Origin of the sequence: Bacillus mobilis (assembly GCF_001884045.1) — a bacterium.
Lineage (GTDB): Bacteria > Bacillota > Bacilli > Bacillales > Bacillaceae_G > Bacillus_A > Bacillus_A mobilis.
Genome location: NZ_MACF01000070.1, coordinates 31,244 through 46,568 on the forward strand (window position 1 = coordinate 31,244; position 15,325 = coordinate 46,568).

A 15,325-nucleotide genomic window follows, 5' to 3' on the forward strand; every position below is an offset into this window, starting at 1 on the left:
TTTCTAAAATAAAAAATCGTTACAGAAAAGTTACAAATCCATTCCGATAAAAAAAGATTGGCAAAAGCCAATCTTTTTTTATTATTCGTTTCGAACTGGTTTTGGTGTTACACCTAAATGATCATTTAATTTTTTCGAAATATCTTTCACATTTTTTTCATTTGGAATGTAATAATAAATACCTCCGATACGTTTATCCGTACCTTCTACTTGCATTTTTTCCATTTCCAAATTAGACCCTGCCATATTTTTTGTAATCGCAAGCATATCATCGAAAGTTAAGTTCGTTTTCATATTTTTATCAACCGCATCAAGTAAAGAGCCCATTTTGCTAATAGATTGGACAGACATTGCTTTTTTTGCAATTGCTTCTATTACAAGTTGTTGTCTTTGGCCACGCATTGCATCACTGTCAATTTTACGTGTTCTTGCAAGTGCAAGTGCTTGTTCCCCATTTAAATGTTGGTAACCTTTCTCTAAATGAATCATACCCGCTTGGTCTTTACTATCTTGCTCTGTGAAAGTAACAGGTACATCAATATCAATACCACCAAGTGAATCGACAATTTGTACGAATGATTCAAAGTTAAACTTCACATAATAATCAACAGGAACATTTAAAAATCTTTCCACTGTATCTCGTGTACTTTCAACACCACCAAATACGTGTGCGTGTGTAATTTTATCTAATTTCTTTCTAGATGGAATATATACACGTGAATCACGCGGAATACTTACTAATTTAACTGATTTATCATCTTTATTAATTGTTGCTAATAAAAGTGCATCTGTGCGAACAGCTTCACCATATTGACTTTTTCGCATTTCACTACCATCTACACCCATGATTAAAATTGAAATGTTATCCTTTAAAGGCTCAACTTCTTTATCACGTTTTGATGATTTATCAATTTGTGCATACGCATCACTTACAACAGCTTTTGCTTTATTATATATTAATGATCCATATCCTACTCCTCCAAAAATAAGTAGGAAAAATGGAATTAAAATGAACCATTTTATTGACTTTCTTTTAGAACGTTTTTTATTGCTTCTCGTATTTTGTTCTAATTCAGAGCTCATCTTCATTCGCCTCTCTTTCTCTTTCCCTAGTATAATGTATGTCTAGCAATCTTCATATTGAATTTCCTTTCAAACACCTTACATTTTTGTAAGGTTACATGATGAATCCAATATGTATTCCATTTCACATTATACTCTCGTGCTTATTTTTGGCAAGTCACTATTTTTCAACTTCAAAAATTTAACATTCCTTGACATCATAAATTACAGATTTATAAATTTATTCGTTTCGAATCCTTCAACTTTCACCTGAAAAATTAGTAATGTAACAATACATTTCATATTATCCCTCAAGCGGTGTATACATTGTTTTCTTCCCATGATTATAAATAACAGCGGATTTTGCTTTTAGTTTCGCCTTATCTATTTCTATCTCTTCATTTGAGAAATTCACAATAACTTTAATATCTTTTCCATAAGAAGCAGATTGAACTAATTTATCTTCTGACAAATACGCAAAGTTCGTCATTTCTTCTTTTACTGCCTTTTCATGAACTTCATTCCAAACTTTCAGATGCTGCGTAATTTCTTGTTTATGCTTATTCCACTCTACTTCATCTAAATGGTATAACGGAGGAACATTATACAATAACTCATATAACATACGGTTTCCTACCTCATCTTTTACTTTCAAACTTCCCCATTCCCAGTGATGCGTTGTAATTACAGAATCGTTGTATACTAATTTATATAACGGTACCGAATATACTGGATTTAAATATACTTGTTTATATTCTTCTTTTAACGGTACTTGTTTTGCATATTTTTCTGGAACATTTTGATTCGGTGACCAATATCCGCCCACATAATACGGACTAGTTTTATTTTTCCTCATATCTTCATCGTCCCATTTAATAACCGGCGTTTCAATGCCGTGAGCAAATGCAATCGTGCTACTTGCAAAGTCATTTCCACCTTCTGAACCAACTACCATACCTTTTTCTTGCGCAATATAATCCATTCGTTGTAACCTTGCTTTTAAATCTTGTTCTTGTGTTGTTATATGTTTGGCCGAATAGTCATCATAAATTTCACCTGTTGCATCACAATCAATAAACCATGAATTATATTTAGGTCCATTTTGTAATATATCGTTCATTCGCTCTTTTACACTAGGAAGAGATAAAGTTGGATTTAATTTTCGCCCTCTACCTAAAAACCCTTGCACTTTTTCTCCATTTTTCTTTGTCACAGTTGCCTCTTCATATAACGATGGATCATGAAAAGAAGCTGTATTCCAATTTTTATCAGCCTTTTCGTGAATAGAATGGTACGAATCATACGGACCAACTAAATATCCCATTTTCTTAGCTTCTGTCACGAAATCAGGCTGCATATACCCTTGTTCCCAGTTCGGTAACCCAATCCACGCATTGTCTATTCCTGCTGCTTTCATTTCCTTTATAATATCCGTTCCATCTGCCTTACCCCATTTACTTACTTCTTCAATCGCATCGCCGAGCGCCGACTTTAATACATGCTTATTTAAGTTATATAACTCCATCTTCGATAAATGATCTACACCTTTGTTTAATAACTCACTAGCCTTCTGATCAACTTTTGGGAAAATATCCTCTTTATACAATTCCTTCATTGATAATACTTCATTTACATAACGCAAAATAACATTTTTTTGGTACTGATCAATGAAATCTTGTTTACTTACTTGCTCAAATACATTCAATTCTCCAGGCTCCGAACTATTCTTTTGAATAAGCTCTTTTATATGGCTAAACACAGGACTATTTATTTGTTCTCTTATCTTTTGCCAATTTACGTTACTGTCAGACAAACCATTTTGATTCCAAAAATAAAAATGAGCCGCACCATAAAGTTTTTCAATCTCTTTATTTTTTCTAGCCTTTTCTTGTAATGTTTTAAATTCACCTTTTCCAGCAATATTATCCTTATACAGTTTAGCAATACTCACTGCATCATTATTTGTCACATATAATTGAAATCCATATGTTTTATTTTTATTTATGCTCGGGAATTCATGTATAAAATCAAATCCTATTTTCGGATCCGAATGAAATTTCAATTCATTATTAAACAAATTGTTTGCAATATATACAATGGAATATTTCGAACCATTTAAAGCAAAAAACTTCATAGAAAATGATTCAGCAAATGAATATGCATCATCCTTTAAAAACTTCTTCCAATTTTCATCATTACTCGGAATTTGCTTTCCTTCCCATAACGGAAGTGTATAATTTTCAGCTTGTACTTTCGGCCATGTAAAGCTTTCTGCACCAGTCGATTCCACTTCAATATTTAAGTGATCTTTTTTCTTTTCTACATTCACTTTTACTTTTTGATCTGGATATTCCCATGATGTGCGCCCCTTATCTTTTTTCACATTCGACACCTTCATTTTCGGTAACGGCTGCGACGCCTGTTCCTTTACACCATCATGTTCTACAGTTAACGTGAAAGTCTCTGGATTTACATCGTAAGTAAATTCTTTATACGTCGCTTTCTTTATTTTAGACTCTTGTACAGCATTGTTACCTTTTACATCACACCCAACTAAAGTCGAAAATGACATAGTTGTAAGAAGACATATCGCTATCATTTTTTTCATCTTCTGCACCTCCACCACTGAATATACAGGGGCTTTGTTACAGGAATATGGCAAAAAAATAGAACTAGCATAACGCTAGCTCTATTTTGAGTATTAAAAATAAGTGTGTATGGACAACTATAATTTGTTTAAAGTATATGTAATACAATCCTCACTACTTATAAAAGCAAATAATTCATAACTTTAACGTACATTTCTTAACTAAAAAAATAAGTGTACATAATATAGCCTAAAACTAGCACTACAATTACTAGCGCTGTACCTTTCCAATTCATACCACCTGTCATATCAACTGGACTACCTGATTCAGCTCTGTTTAATCCATCCTTTAAAGAACCGGTAGGATTATTTTTCAATTCACTTTGCCTTATACGCTCTCTCTTTTCTTCTGGTGACTCTTTCTTCATACAATCACCTCCAAATGATTACACCCTTTACTAAATTATACATTATTACTTTTCTTTTATATGCCAACTGAAAAGATATTTACAACAAAAAAGCTAGCAATGCTAGCTTTTTTATAGCCCTATATGTTCTTCTTTATTTACAGTAATTCCTCTATGATCGATTTCTAGCTCGCACACATTCATAGACGTAAATACTCTCGCTAATTGCTCACCAATTTCTTGACGTTTATCATATGGCGTTAATATAAAAATGGATGGGCCTGCACCGCTAAGCGCTGTGCCGTATGCTCCAAATTCTTTTGCACATTTACGAATAGATGGTAATAACGGGACCAGTTCTAAACGAAATGGCTCGTGAAAATGATCTCTTTCCATCATTTCTCCTACAACTTCCCACTTCTTTTGACAAAACGCAGCTACTAATACGTTGCTGATTGCACTAGCCTTAACTGCTTCATGAAACGGAAACACATCTGGTAATACAGATCGGCTTTCCTCCGTATTTAACTCTTCATTTGGAATAAGAGAGATTACACCTAATTCCTTACTTTCAATTCTTACAACCGAAACATTTTTTCCATCCAGTGCTCCGATTACAGTTCCTCCTAATATAGAAGCAGCAACATTATCAGGATGTCCTTCAAAATTTGTAGCAATTTGAACTTTTTGATCAGTCGTTAAGTTCAAATTGCCTAGTTGATTCGCAAGTTCTATCCCAGCTACAATTGCTGACGCACTACTTCCTAGACCTCTTGTAAGTGGGATATTACTAGTAACTTCTATTATATGGGGTGATAAAGAAGGACTCACTTTACATGCCGTGCTAACGATTAAATTTTTATCGTCTGTCGGAATTGATTCTTCAAAGGAATGGATTACTTGCCATTTATCGGCTTTCTCTTTTACTACTACATCTAAATATAATGACAAAGCTATTCCCACTGAATCAAATCCAGGTCCAACATTCGCTGTACTAGCAGGAACTCGAATACTTAATGGTATCACGACATAATCACCCCTTTAATATGCTCTTTAATTTGTTCTATATCATTTGAAACACTTGCAATATCTAATGTATTAGAAGAGATTGCGATATCAGGATCTTTCAACCCATTTCCAGTTAAAACCGCAACAACTGTCTCTCCTTTTTTGATTTTTCCAGATTGAACATGTTTAATAACGCCGGCTAATGAAGCATTTGATCCCGGCTCAGCGAAAACCCCTTCTGTTTTTGCTAATAATCTATACGCATGTAATATTTCTTCATCTGATACCATATCTATTTCACCGTGAGATTGCTTAGCAGCCTCTACTGCATATGACCAACTCGCTGGGTTACCGATGCGAATCGCTGTTGCAATTGTTTCAGGTTCTTCAATGACATGTCCTTTTACAATAGCAGCTGCTCCTTCCGCTTCAAACCCATGAATTCTTGGCTTCTTATAGCCTTTTTCTTTCTCATATTCACAGAAACCTTTCCAGTACGCTGTAATATTTCCAGCATTTCCAACAGGAATCGCTAAAACATCTGGTGCACTTTGCAACTGGTCACAAATTTCAAATGCTGCTGTTTTTTGCCCTTCAATTCGATAAGGATTCACTGAGTTTACTAATGTAATCGGCTCTTCAGCAGCAATATTTCTTACAGCCTTAAGTGCATCATCAAAATTTCCTTCTATTGAAATAATTTCAGCTCCATAGGCGACTGCTTGCGCTAATTTTCCATGAGCAATCTTTCCTTCAGGGATTACGATTATACATTTCATTCCAAGGCGTGCCGCGTATGCTGCGGCCGATGCCGAAGTATTACCTGTTGATGCACAAATAATTGCCTCCGAACCTTCTTCTTTCGCCTTCGCAACAGCCATTACCATACCACGATCTTTAAAAGAACCTGTCGGATTCGCTCCTTCATACTTACCGTATAACTGAATTCCTAATTGTTTTGATATATTTAATAACGGAATAAGCGGTGTATTTCCTTCCATTAAGCTCACATCAGGTGTATTTTCATTCACCGGTAAATAAGAAGCATACTGTTTTAATAATCCTTTATACATATTGTTTTTCCTCCTCAATAATGTAATAACTGTTTATTTCACTTGCGACATCTTCTATCGCTCCTAGCACTCGTTCGAATTGATACTTTGAAGTTTGATGTGTCACAACAACGACTTCTGCAAGTTCACGATTTAAAGGTAATTGAATAACTTCTTTTAAACTTACAGAATAATTAACGAAACATTCTGTTATTTTTTGTAACATCCCAGGTTCATCTCGTAATGAAATACGTAAGAAATATTTCGAAACGACTTCTTCATCTCCTTGTAATTCATACGGTTCTGGTTCTTTTAACGCACTTTTATTTTTCGGAACTTGATTCATACTTTTTACGATTGAAATAATATCACTTACTACAGCAGAACCAGTCGGTAACTTCCCAGCTCCAGGGCCGTAAAACATTACTTCTCCTACCGCTTGACCGTGAACATATACTGCATTAAATTCATTATTTACATTCGATAATGGATGATGTCTTGGTAAAAGTGTCGGTTCTACACTTAAATGAATGGCTGATCCTTGTTTCTCTGCTTTCCCAATTAATTTCATAGTAAATCCTAACTTTTCAGCCATTTGTAAATCTTCTTTTTCGACCTTTCGAATCCCTCTTACTTGCACATCATCTAAAGAAACATTCATCGAAAAACCTAAGTTTGCAAGAATGGCTACCTTTCTCGCTGCATCTAGCCCATCTACATCCGCTGTTGGATCTGATTCTGCGAAACCTAATTTTTGTGCTTCTTGTAATGCCTCTTCATACGACCATCCATTTTGACTCATCTTTGTTAACATGTAATTTGTTGTGCCATTTACAATTCCCATTATTTTTTCAATTTGATCTGAAGCTAAACCGTCTGTTAAGCCTCTTAACACCGGAATACCGCCCGCTACACTTGCTTCATAACATAAATCACAATCATTATCGTTCGCCAGTTGAAGAAGCTCTGCACCGTATACAGCCATTAAATCTTTATTTGCTGTTACGACATGCTTCTTATTTCGTAAAGCCTTAACAATGTGCTGCTTCGCTTCTTCAATTCCGCCCATTACCTCTACTACAATATCAATATTTGAATCATTTAGAACTTCATCGACATGACTTGTTACTACGATTCCATCAATACAAACATCACGTTCTTTTTCTAAGTCACGTACAACGACTGTCTTTACCTTCACTTCATACCCTGTATCAAGTGCAATTTTTTTATAATGTTCTTTCAAAATATGGACAACACCACTTCCGACCGTACCTAAGCCTAACACCCCAACATTAATAACGTTATTCATCTTCTAATCTCCTCCTACAATTTTATTTTTTATCTTTATCAATCACCTTGCTCTGCTTTTTAATCATGCAGGTGGTGGTTATTTCCGTACATACAAATCGTTTCATGTTACAGCACCTCCTTTCAAAGTAATAAAAAAACACACTCATCCCTAGGAAAGGGACGAATGTGTTTTCGTGGTTCCACCCTTGTTCCAATCCAGACGTATTTCCTTCTAGATTGCTCAAGTTCAGATAACGGCTGATTCCGTCAATAATTACTAGATTACTCGTTCACTATTGAAGTTCAAAGGTGGTAAAACCATTTCTCGTGTTAGGAAGCTCACACCCTTGGCTTCCCTCTCTGTAAACCGTAAAAATGATTTCATGTCCTTATCGTTACTTTTTCGTTCATGTTTATTTGTTAATTCATTATACTCGTATAAACAACAAAATCAATACTATTTTTTAATTATTTTTAATTTTCAATCTTCATATCCATAAAAAAACACACTCATCCCTAGGAAAGGGACGAATGTGTTTTCGTGGTTCCACCCTTGTTCCAATCTAGACGTATTTCCTTCTAGATTGCTCAAGTTCAGATAACGGCTGATTCCGTCAATAATTACTAGATTACTCGTTCACTATTGAAGTTCAAAGGTGGTAAAATCATTTCTCGTGTTAGGAAGCTCACACCCTTGACTTCCCTCTCTGTAAACCGTAAAAATAATTTCGTGTCCTTATCGTTACTTTTTCGTTCATGTCTATTTGTTAACTTATTATAGTTATCAACTTTTCAAAAAGCAAGCCTATTTTTACTAACAATTTTCAAAATCATTTTTTATTGTATTTCAAAATAGTATTATGCAACTACCACTTGATTTACCTATTTAGTTATTTCTCCAGTTTGTAAATCAACGATTCTTATATGAATATCCCATTCTAAAATGTGTACATATTCACCTTACAAAACTATATCTATAAAGTTTTTTCAATACAATCTTTTCGTATAACTTTCTTCTAAAGAACGTGCAACATCTTCTTCAGAAGTATTTACTTTCGCATGCTCCAGCAACATTTTTGCTGCTGAAGGTAACTCTTTTTTATGTAACCAAGATTCTGGATCCCACATCTTAGATCGGATAAAAGCTTTTGCGCAATGAATATAACACTCTTCTATTTCAACGACAATTCCAAGTAACGGATTGCGTCCATTCGCCTGCATTTCTTGCAATATCTCTTCGTCGTTTGTAATATACGCTCGGCCGTTTATTCGGAGCGTCTCCCCAAGTCCAGGAATAAAAAATAGTAACCCTACGTATGGATTTGAAATAATGTTCAAAATGGAATCTATACGACGGTTACCTGGTCTTTCTGGAATGATAATTTTATTATTATTTAATACGTATACAAATCCAGGTGCGTCTCCTCTCGGTGAAGCATCACACTCTCCTAATTTATTTGCAGTAGATAATACTAGAAAAGGAGATTTAGACAGGAAATCTACGCAATGGTGGTCTAATGATGAAATAACTTTCTTTAATGCTCGCTCACTTGGTTGCCCCAATATTTTCCGTAATTCTTCCTCTGTTGAAATAATCGATTTTATTTCCGTACGCTCTATCCCCACTATTAACCGCTCCTTTTTTCTTTATTTTCCCAAAATTCAATACAAATATTGTATAATAAAATTTGCAGAAAGGGGAATTAAAATGACAGAGTGGTTAACAATATTTGATCCTGAAAGAAATACACTTGGGAAGAAATTGCGTGATGAAGTGCATCGTGACGGTGATTGGCACGAAACATTTCATTGTTGGTTTGTAGAAAAAGATGATGAAGATATGTTCTTATATTTCCAATTACGCTCTAAAAATAAAAAAGAAGCTCCGGGTATATGGGATATTACATCTGCCGGACATATTATGCATGATGAAGATGTACAAATTGGCGGTCTTCGTGAAATTGAAGAAGAGCTAGGGCTCTCCTTTCAAACCACTGACTTAACGTACAAAGGAATATTTAAAATAGATTATGAAATTTCAAACCTTACTGATCGTGAGTTTTGTCATATGTATTTCCACAATGTCATCAATCCACTTCCATTCGCACCGGGTGAAGAAGTAGACGATGTGATGAAAGTACATGCAAATTCTTTTCTACAACTATTAAAAGGAGAGATTTCATCTTTAACGACTATTTCTGTTTTAAGCAATAAACCGATAACGATAACATTTGAAGATATTTATCCATATGATCTTGCATACTATGAATTTGTTATAGAGCAAGGAAAAGACTTACTAGAAAATAATAGTTTATAAAGAATAGGCCTCCCATTTTAAAGTACTTGGGGACCTATTCTTTATAGTCGATGATTGACAATACCCGGCTGATTTAAATTCCAGTTTATTTTCTCTCTTTCGATGTTTGGAACATATTTGGCAGCGTTACAAAGCGTGCCCCTTTCGTTTTTAACTGAGGAATGATTTTGTCTAGTGCCTCTACAGATCCGTGCAAATGCCCACCTGGTGTTGAATGCTGAAGTATAACACTACCCGGGAATGAATTACCTAACACATTATTTGTAATCGTATCAGCGCTTACGCCTTTCCAATCAACTGTATCAACACTCCACTGTACAATCATAAAGTTTTGCTCTGTCGCCCACTTCAATTGATTTTCAAGTATTTCACCGTACGGCGGACGAATAAACTTCGGTGCATAACCAGCTAAACGATTTAATATTTCTTCTGTTTTTATAATTTGATTACGGTACTCAGCATCATTTACTTTCGCTAAATTCGGATGGCTATACGTATGATTGCCAATTACATGCCCTTCATTCGCAATACGTTTTACTACATTCGGATACTTCTCTGCGTTTTCACCAAGCAAGAAAAAAGTTGCTTTTACATTATGTTGTTTTAACTTATCTAAAATTTTCGGCGTAAATTCTAAATCTGGTCCATCATCAAATGTAAGAGCGACTTCCGCTTTATTGTATGGTCCGGAAAATGCGTACGCATATTTTTCGACCCACGAAAATGGCGTCCACGATCCACGCTCATATGCTTTCATTTGCACTTCATAGTTTTGAGGGATATATGCGTATGGCAATGAGCTTATATAGTCTCCATAATAAAATGAGTGATATGGCATATAGGCGTATGAAACATCTCGTTCTAATCCCAATTGATATGGGGCAAACATTTCTGACGAATAAAAATAATACATAATAAAAACCTCCCTAAAATTTCATATGTGATTCCTCTGCACTTTGTTAGGGAAATTCCTATTCATGAACAAAAATAAGACTGTCCATAATTAGGACAGTCTTATTGCTTTATATTATTAATAAATCGATGTACTATCTTTCGGCAAAGCTTTCACATGTTTTAAATAGCTCGTCACTCTGTCATCATCACCTTGCGGGTATTGATATCCATATGTGTTAGCAATTTCATTCGCTACTTCCCTAAATAATTTCCCCATGACAAAGAATGACTCCCATATGTATTCATATTCTGCATTCGAATAGGTACGTTTAAATTGCTCCCACATATCTTTTTCAATATATTGCTCGAAATGCTTCCCAAACTTTCCTGCATTACCTGTAAAGTCTGTTTTCATACCAATATGCCATTCTAGCATTACGGTGAACATATCTCGTAATGGACCATCGAGCATCCCTTTCGCATAAGAAAGTTCTTCTCTCCATAGTCCTTTCCCTACATTCGTACTACACCACCAAAATTCATTACAGCAATCTAAAAACTCTTTTGCTGTAGGCTTTGTTATTAAGTAATCTTTATCGCTTGCTGGTGGAAATTCATCCATACAATTATCTTTATCCAGAAGCAATTCACTTAAACTATCTTGTCCAACGAACTTATTTATCAAATCAAATGGAACGAGCGTTAAATCAATTCGATTTCCATCCATAAACTGCATTAAATACGGAAATTTCCCGTCTTCGTCCGCTGGAATTAATGACATTTCTTCTGGCATTTGTACAATCATTATTTCTCCAAATCTATGAATCCAATTATGATTAGACGTAAAAGATTGTATATCATGTACAACATACATAATATCATAGTCTTGAAAACAATCTCTTTTCACATTTGGATTTACACGTGATCCATTCATAATGACAGCTCGAATTCTTTCATCCTCTTTTGCTGTATTTATAATTAAGTCTAACATTTCTTTTTCAGTTCTCATCTATTCCTTACCTCCAATTTTTATATAAACTTATATTTCCAAGTATGTTGGAGGTCCACGAGATAGCTGCGTTGTACAAGATACATGTTATAATTTTTGAAATTTCTTTTTCATCCCATTTACCTCCTCACATCACTCTTTTACGACTGCCATTACAAAGCCATCGTATCCTTTACTTCCAACAGTTTGAAGCGCAGTAGCACTTACACGTGGCTCTGCAGCTATTAATTCATAGAAGCGACGTATCCCTTGTACGCGAGGATCGTTACTCGTATTGTCAATAACTTTTCCTTCACGTACTACGTTATCACCAATAATTATAGTACCAGGGCGTGATAGTTTCAGTGCCCATTCAAAATAAGCAGGGTTATTTTGTTTATCAGCGTCTATGAAAATAAAATCAAATGGTTCATACTTCTCATTTTCTATTTGCTGTAAAGAATCTAAAGCTAATCCTGTTCTTACTTCAATTTTATCATTCAAATTGGCACGCTCAATATTGTTACGTGCAATTTCTGCATGTTTTTCATTTGCTTCCAATGTAACAACTCGTCCTCCAGATGGCAAGCCCCTTGCAAGCCATATCGTGCTATATCCGCCTAGAGTACCAATTTCCAAAATGTTTCGAGCTCTTTGAATTTGTACTAATAGTTGCAAAAACTTCCCTTGCGTTGGCGATACATCGTGTGCTGGCAAATTAGCTGCAGCGCTTACTTGAAGAACTTCTTCTAATGTAGAATCTTTCGGTATTAATACATCACTCACATATTGATCAACAGCCGTCCATTTCTCAATTGTACTCATGTAAATACCATCCCTTTCAATACTTTTCTACTACTCACATTTGATTATACCGAAAATTCTGTCTCCTAAACAAAAATAAAGAAGGGACATCTACTCCATTACAGAATAAATATCCCTTCTTTTGTTTATACATTTATCCCCTACGGATTAGTAGACCAAAGTCCTGCTGATTTAATAAATGTACGTTTATTTAATTTCAGCTGCGCTACGATAAATTCTGCAATATCTTCTGCTTGCATTACTTTATCTGGGTTTCCGTCAGTTAATCCTAAATCTACAGCCATATCAGTTGCTACTGTACTTGGAGTTAGAGCTGTTACACGAATGTTATGTTTGCGAACTTCCATCGCTAATGATTCTGTTAAGCCAAGAACACCAAATTTAGAAGCACTATATGCACTTGTTACAGGTGCACCTTTTTGTCCTGCTGTAGATGAAATGTTAATGATATCACCAGATTGTTGTTCAATCATGCTTGGTAAAGCTGCGCGAGTTGCATAGTATACACCCATTAAGTTTACTTGAATGATTTTTTCCCAATCAGCAACGTCTAATTCTAAAAACTTACCGAACTTAGAAATACCAGCATTATTAATTAAAATATCGATAGATCCTAAACCGTTTTTTAATGTCTCAATCGCAGTCGTCACTTCTTCGTATGAAGAAACATCAGCAGTCGCAATAACAGCTTTTACGCCTTCTGCTTCTACTTCTTTCGCTACAGCTTTTAAGTTTTCTTCTGAACGAGCTAAAAGACCTACATTTACGCCCTCTTTCGCTAACGCGATCGCTACAGCGCGACCAATTCCTCTACCTGCTCCTGTAATTAAAGCATTTTTACCTTGTAATAATTCTGCCAAGTATAACACTCCTTAATCATCTCAGTTATGTATTATATTAAAATTGTATCTGTGTTTATGTAAAAAGGCAATGATGCACTTTCATGTGCGTAGGTTACTTGTAGGTAACTATAGTAAATTACTATTAATTCATTACAATTTATCATTATTAATGCAAAATAAAGACACCCTCTTCATAAGAGAGTGTCTTCGTATAAAAAATATATCGCTTATCAATACACTACTTTTCTTCATATTTAGGAATACAAACAATAAATTCTGTCCCATTCCCCTCTTCACTCTCGACTTTTATTTCTCCTTGATGAAGGTCGAGTACCTTTTTTACGATGGCCAAACCTAAGCCACTTCCTCCGTAAGCACGATTTCGTGAAGAATCTGCTTTATAAAAACGTTCAAAAATATGTTGTTTCTGTTTTTCAGATATACCAATTCCCGAATCGCGAATACGTACTTCCACTACTTTTTCATGTTCTTGTAACTGGATTGTAATAGTGCCGCCACTTGGAGTAAATTTAATACTATTATGAATTAAATTAATCCAAACTTGACTCATACTTTCTTGGTCAGCAGTAATGTGTACTTTCTCTAAATTAAGTTCTAGCTCAATTTCTTTTTCAGCCCAGAGTGGTTCACTATTTAATACAATTTGCTTTAACTGTTGATCTAATCGATAAGTCACTCTTTCTGGTGTATACTCTTCTGACTCTAAAAGAGTTAGTTTCAGTAAATTTTGACTTAGTTTAGATAATCTCGTCGTTTCCGTTTCAATAATGGTAAGATAATGCTTTCTTTTTTCCTCGGAAAGGTTATCGTCTTGTAGCGCTCTAGCGAATCCTTTTATAGAAGTTAATGGTGACTGGATTTCATGTGACACATTCGATACAAATTCCTGACGCATTTTCTCCATCGCATTCAGTTCGTCTGTCATATCATTTATACTTTTTACGAGTACACCAATTTCTCCATCATACTTTTCTTCATTTCGTATTTTTACAGAGAAGTCTCCTTTTGCAATTTTTTGTATCGGTTCAATAATCGTCCAAATCATCGCCTGTCGTTTTGGCCTCATTAATATCCCAAACAATGTCCAAATAAGAACAATAAATACAAAACCGACCATATCACTAATTAAAAAGGCAACAAACGACGATACATGTATTTCAAGAGCATTCAATATACTAGTTGCTACATAAAATGCGATAGACCAAATTATAGTGAGAAAAGAAAAGAGCGCTATGATCGCTCCCGTTACTTTCAACATCTTCAACTTACTCATTCGTTTTCTTTTTCTCATTTACTTACCTCTAAGCGATACCCTAAGCCTCTTATCGTTTTAATACTGAACTTCGACTTCTCTTCTTGAAACTTCTCACGTAGCCGATTAATATGAACGTCTAGTGTACGTTCATTCCCTTCAAAATCATATCCCCATACATCTTCAATTAATTGCTCTCTCGAACAAGTTCTTCCTGCTTTAGAACCTAAAGTAAAGAGCACTTCGAATTCTTTTAGCGGTAATGTAACTATTTGTTCTCCAATTGTAACTTCAAATGTTTTACGATTTAACAGTACATTTCCAACTTGAATCGATTGCGATACTGTAATTTGGTAACGTTTCAGTAGTGCCTTTACTCTCACTACTAGTTCTATCGGATCAAATGGTTTTACAAGATAATCATCCGTGCCAAGGTGAAATCCTTTTACTTTTTGAGACGTTTCTCCTTTAGCAGTTAGCATCAAAATCGGAATATCATAATACTTCCTTAATTCAAAACATACATCAAATCCATCCATATTTGGCATCATGATATCAAGAATAACCATATCAACTTTCACTTCATCTATTTTCTTCAGTGCATCTAGACCATCAATTGCCTCATATGTTTGAAAACCTTCTCGTTCTAAAAAAACAGAAACAAGTTCTCTAATATGCGGATCATCGTCCACAATTAATATTTTAGGTATCAAAAGAACCATTTCCTTTCTACTCCGCATCTATTTTATTACTGTTAAAAACAAATAATCAGTGAAGCAA

The 15,325-nt window shown here is 34.9% G+C and carries 14 protein-coding genes and 2 other annotated features; of the genes, 1 reads left to right on the top strand and 13 read right to left on the bottom strand.

Annotated features, from left to right (window positions below; all coding sequences use genetic code 11):
• Positions 1 to 81: 81 nt before the first annotated feature.
• The 7 genes from BAQ44_RS11485 to BAQ44_RS11520 all read right to left on the bottom strand — a co-directional run bounded on the left by BAQ44_RS11485 (position 82) and on the right by BAQ44_RS11520 (position 9,032).
• The gene (locus BAQ44_RS11485) at positions 82 to 1,083 is read right to left on the bottom strand and encodes an LCP family protein (protein WP_063261828.1); all 1,002 of its coding nucleotides are present in this window, start codon (positions 1,081 to 1,083) and stop codon (positions 82 to 84) included.
• A 283-nt stretch (positions 1,084 to 1,366) separates the two neighbouring features.
• Positions 1,367 to 3,670, bottom strand: coding sequence for a glycoside hydrolase (locus BAQ44_RS11490; RefSeq protein ID WP_071721730.1), 2,304 nt, complete (start codon positions 3,668 to 3,670; stop codon positions 1,367 to 1,369).
• Between the two features lie 197 nt (positions 3,671 to 3,867).
• Complete coding sequence (locus BAQ44_RS11495) at positions 3,868 to 4,077, bottom strand: DUF6366 family protein (RefSeq protein WP_063261826.1); 210 nt, start codon at positions 4,075 to 4,077, stop codon at positions 3,868 to 3,870.
• Between the two features lie 111 nt (positions 4,078 to 4,188).
• A complete protein-coding gene (gene thrB / locus BAQ44_RS11500; protein ID WP_063261825.1) occupies positions 4,189 to 5,082 on the bottom strand; it encodes a homoserine kinase in 894 nt (297 codons plus the stop codon).
• Positions 5,079 to 6,137, bottom strand: a complete 1,059-nt coding sequence (thrC, locus tag BAQ44_RS11505; RefSeq protein ID WP_063261824.1) for a threonine synthase — start codon at positions 6,135 to 6,137, stop codon at positions 5,079 to 5,081. Before thrC ends, thrB begins: the two co-directional genes overlap by 4 nt.
• A complete protein-coding gene (locus tag BAQ44_RS11510) occupies positions 6,130 to 7,425 on the bottom strand; it encodes a homoserine dehydrogenase (RefSeq protein ID WP_063261823.1) in 1,296 nt (431 codons plus the stop codon). Before BAQ44_RS11510 ends, thrC begins: the two co-directional genes overlap by 8 nt.
• Before the next feature lie 154 nt (positions 7,426 to 7,579).
• Positions 7,580 to 7,811 (bottom strand) — a binding site (T-box leader).
• Between the two features lie 115 nt (positions 7,812 to 7,926).
• Positions 7,927 to 8,158: a binding site (T-box leader), on the bottom strand.
• Positions 8,159 to 8,393: 235 nt separating this feature from the next.
• The gene (locus BAQ44_RS11520) at positions 8,394 to 9,032 is read right to left on the bottom strand and encodes a pyridoxamine 5'-phosphate oxidase family protein (protein WP_063261822.1); all 639 of its coding nucleotides are present in this window, start codon (positions 9,030 to 9,032) and stop codon (positions 8,394 to 8,396) included.
• Between the two features lie 82 nt (positions 9,033 to 9,114).
• On the opposite strand from BAQ44_RS11520, the gene BAQ44_RS11525 reads away from it, so the two are divergent.
• Positions 9,115 to 9,723 (top strand): NUDIX hydrolase, encoded by a 609-nt coding sequence (locus BAQ44_RS11525; RefSeq protein WP_063261821.1) that lies wholly within the window; start codon positions 9,115 to 9,117, stop codon positions 9,721 to 9,723.
• Between the two features lie 85 nt (positions 9,724 to 9,808).
• Here BAQ44_RS11525 and BAQ44_RS11530 read toward each other — a convergent pair whose 3' ends face one another.
• From BAQ44_RS11530 to hitR, 6 genes are all read right to left on the bottom strand, one after another.
• Positions 9,809 to 10,636, bottom strand: coding sequence for a peptidoglycan-N-acetylglucosamine deacetylase (locus BAQ44_RS11530; protein WP_071721732.1), 828 nt, complete (start codon positions 10,634 to 10,636; stop codon positions 9,809 to 9,811).
• A gap of 117 nt (positions 10,637 to 10,753) precedes the next feature.
• The gene (locus BAQ44_RS11535; RefSeq protein ID WP_071721733.1) at positions 10,754 to 11,626 is read right to left on the bottom strand and encodes an aminoglycoside 6-adenylyltransferase; all 873 of its coding nucleotides are present in this window, start codon (positions 11,624 to 11,626) and stop codon (positions 10,754 to 10,756) included.
• A gap of 132 nt (positions 11,627 to 11,758) precedes the next feature.
• Complete coding sequence (locus BAQ44_RS11540; RefSeq protein ID WP_071721734.1) at positions 11,759 to 12,430, bottom strand: O-methyltransferase; 672 nt, start codon at positions 12,428 to 12,430, stop codon at positions 11,759 to 11,761.
• 140 nt (positions 12,431 to 12,570) lie between these two features.
• Entirely contained in the window at positions 12,571 to 13,290 is a 720-nt protein-coding gene (locus BAQ44_RS11545; RefSeq protein ID WP_000818985.1) for a 3-ketoacyl-ACP reductase, read from the bottom strand.
• A gap of 220 nt (positions 13,291 to 13,510) precedes the next feature.
• Positions 13,511 to 14,584, bottom strand: coding sequence for an envelope stress sensor histidine kinase HitS (gene hitS, locus BAQ44_RS11550; RefSeq protein WP_071721735.1), 1,074 nt, complete (start codon positions 14,582 to 14,584; stop codon positions 13,511 to 13,513).
• A complete protein-coding gene (gene hitR, locus BAQ44_RS11555) occupies positions 14,581 to 15,258 on the bottom strand; it encodes a response regulator transcription factor (RefSeq protein ID WP_217994143.1) in 678 nt (225 codons plus the stop codon). Before hitR ends, hitS begins: the two co-directional genes overlap by 4 nt.
• Between the last annotated feature and the right edge of the window lie 67 nt (positions 15,259 to 15,325).

Bases quoted from the DNA above. Each gene is read 5' to 3' on its own strand.
- BAQ44_RS11530 (WP_071721732.1), bottom strand. From the start codon at position 10,636: ATGTATTATTTTTATTCGTCAGAAATGTTTGCCCCATATCAATTGGGA.
- hitS (WP_071721735.1), bottom strand. From the start codon at position 14,584: ATGAGAAAAAGAAAACGAATGAGTAAGTTGAAGATGTTGAAAGTAACG.
- BAQ44_RS11525 (WP_063261821.1), top strand. From the start codon at position 9,115: ATGACAGAGTGGTTAACAATATTTGATCCTGAAAGAAATACACTTGGG.
- BAQ44_RS11485 (WP_063261828.1), bottom strand. From the start codon at position 1,083: ATGAGCTCTGAATTAGAACAAAATACGAGAAGCAATAAAAAACGTTCT.
- BAQ44_RS11510 (WP_063261823.1), bottom strand. From the start codon at position 7,425: ATGAATAACGTTATTAATGTTGGGGTGTTAGGCTTAGGTACGGTCGGA.
- BAQ44_RS11495 (WP_063261826.1), bottom strand. From the start codon at position 4,077: ATGAAGAAAGAGTCACCAGAAGAAAAGAGAGAGCGTATAAGGCAAAGT.
- thrC (WP_063261824.1), bottom strand. From the start codon at position 6,137: ATGTATAAAGGATTATTAAAACAGTATGCTTCTTATTTACCGGTGAAT.
- BAQ44_RS11540 (WP_071721734.1), bottom strand. From the start codon at position 12,430: ATGAGTACAATTGAGAAATGGACGGCTGTTGATCAATATGTGAGTGAT.
- BAQ44_RS11535 (WP_071721733.1), bottom strand. From the start codon at position 11,626: ATGAGAACTGAAAAAGAAATGTTAGACTTAATTATAAATACAGCAAAA.
- BAQ44_RS11490 (WP_071721730.1), bottom strand. From the start codon at position 3,670: ATGAAAAAAATGATAGCGATATGTCTTCTTACAACTATGTCATTTTCG.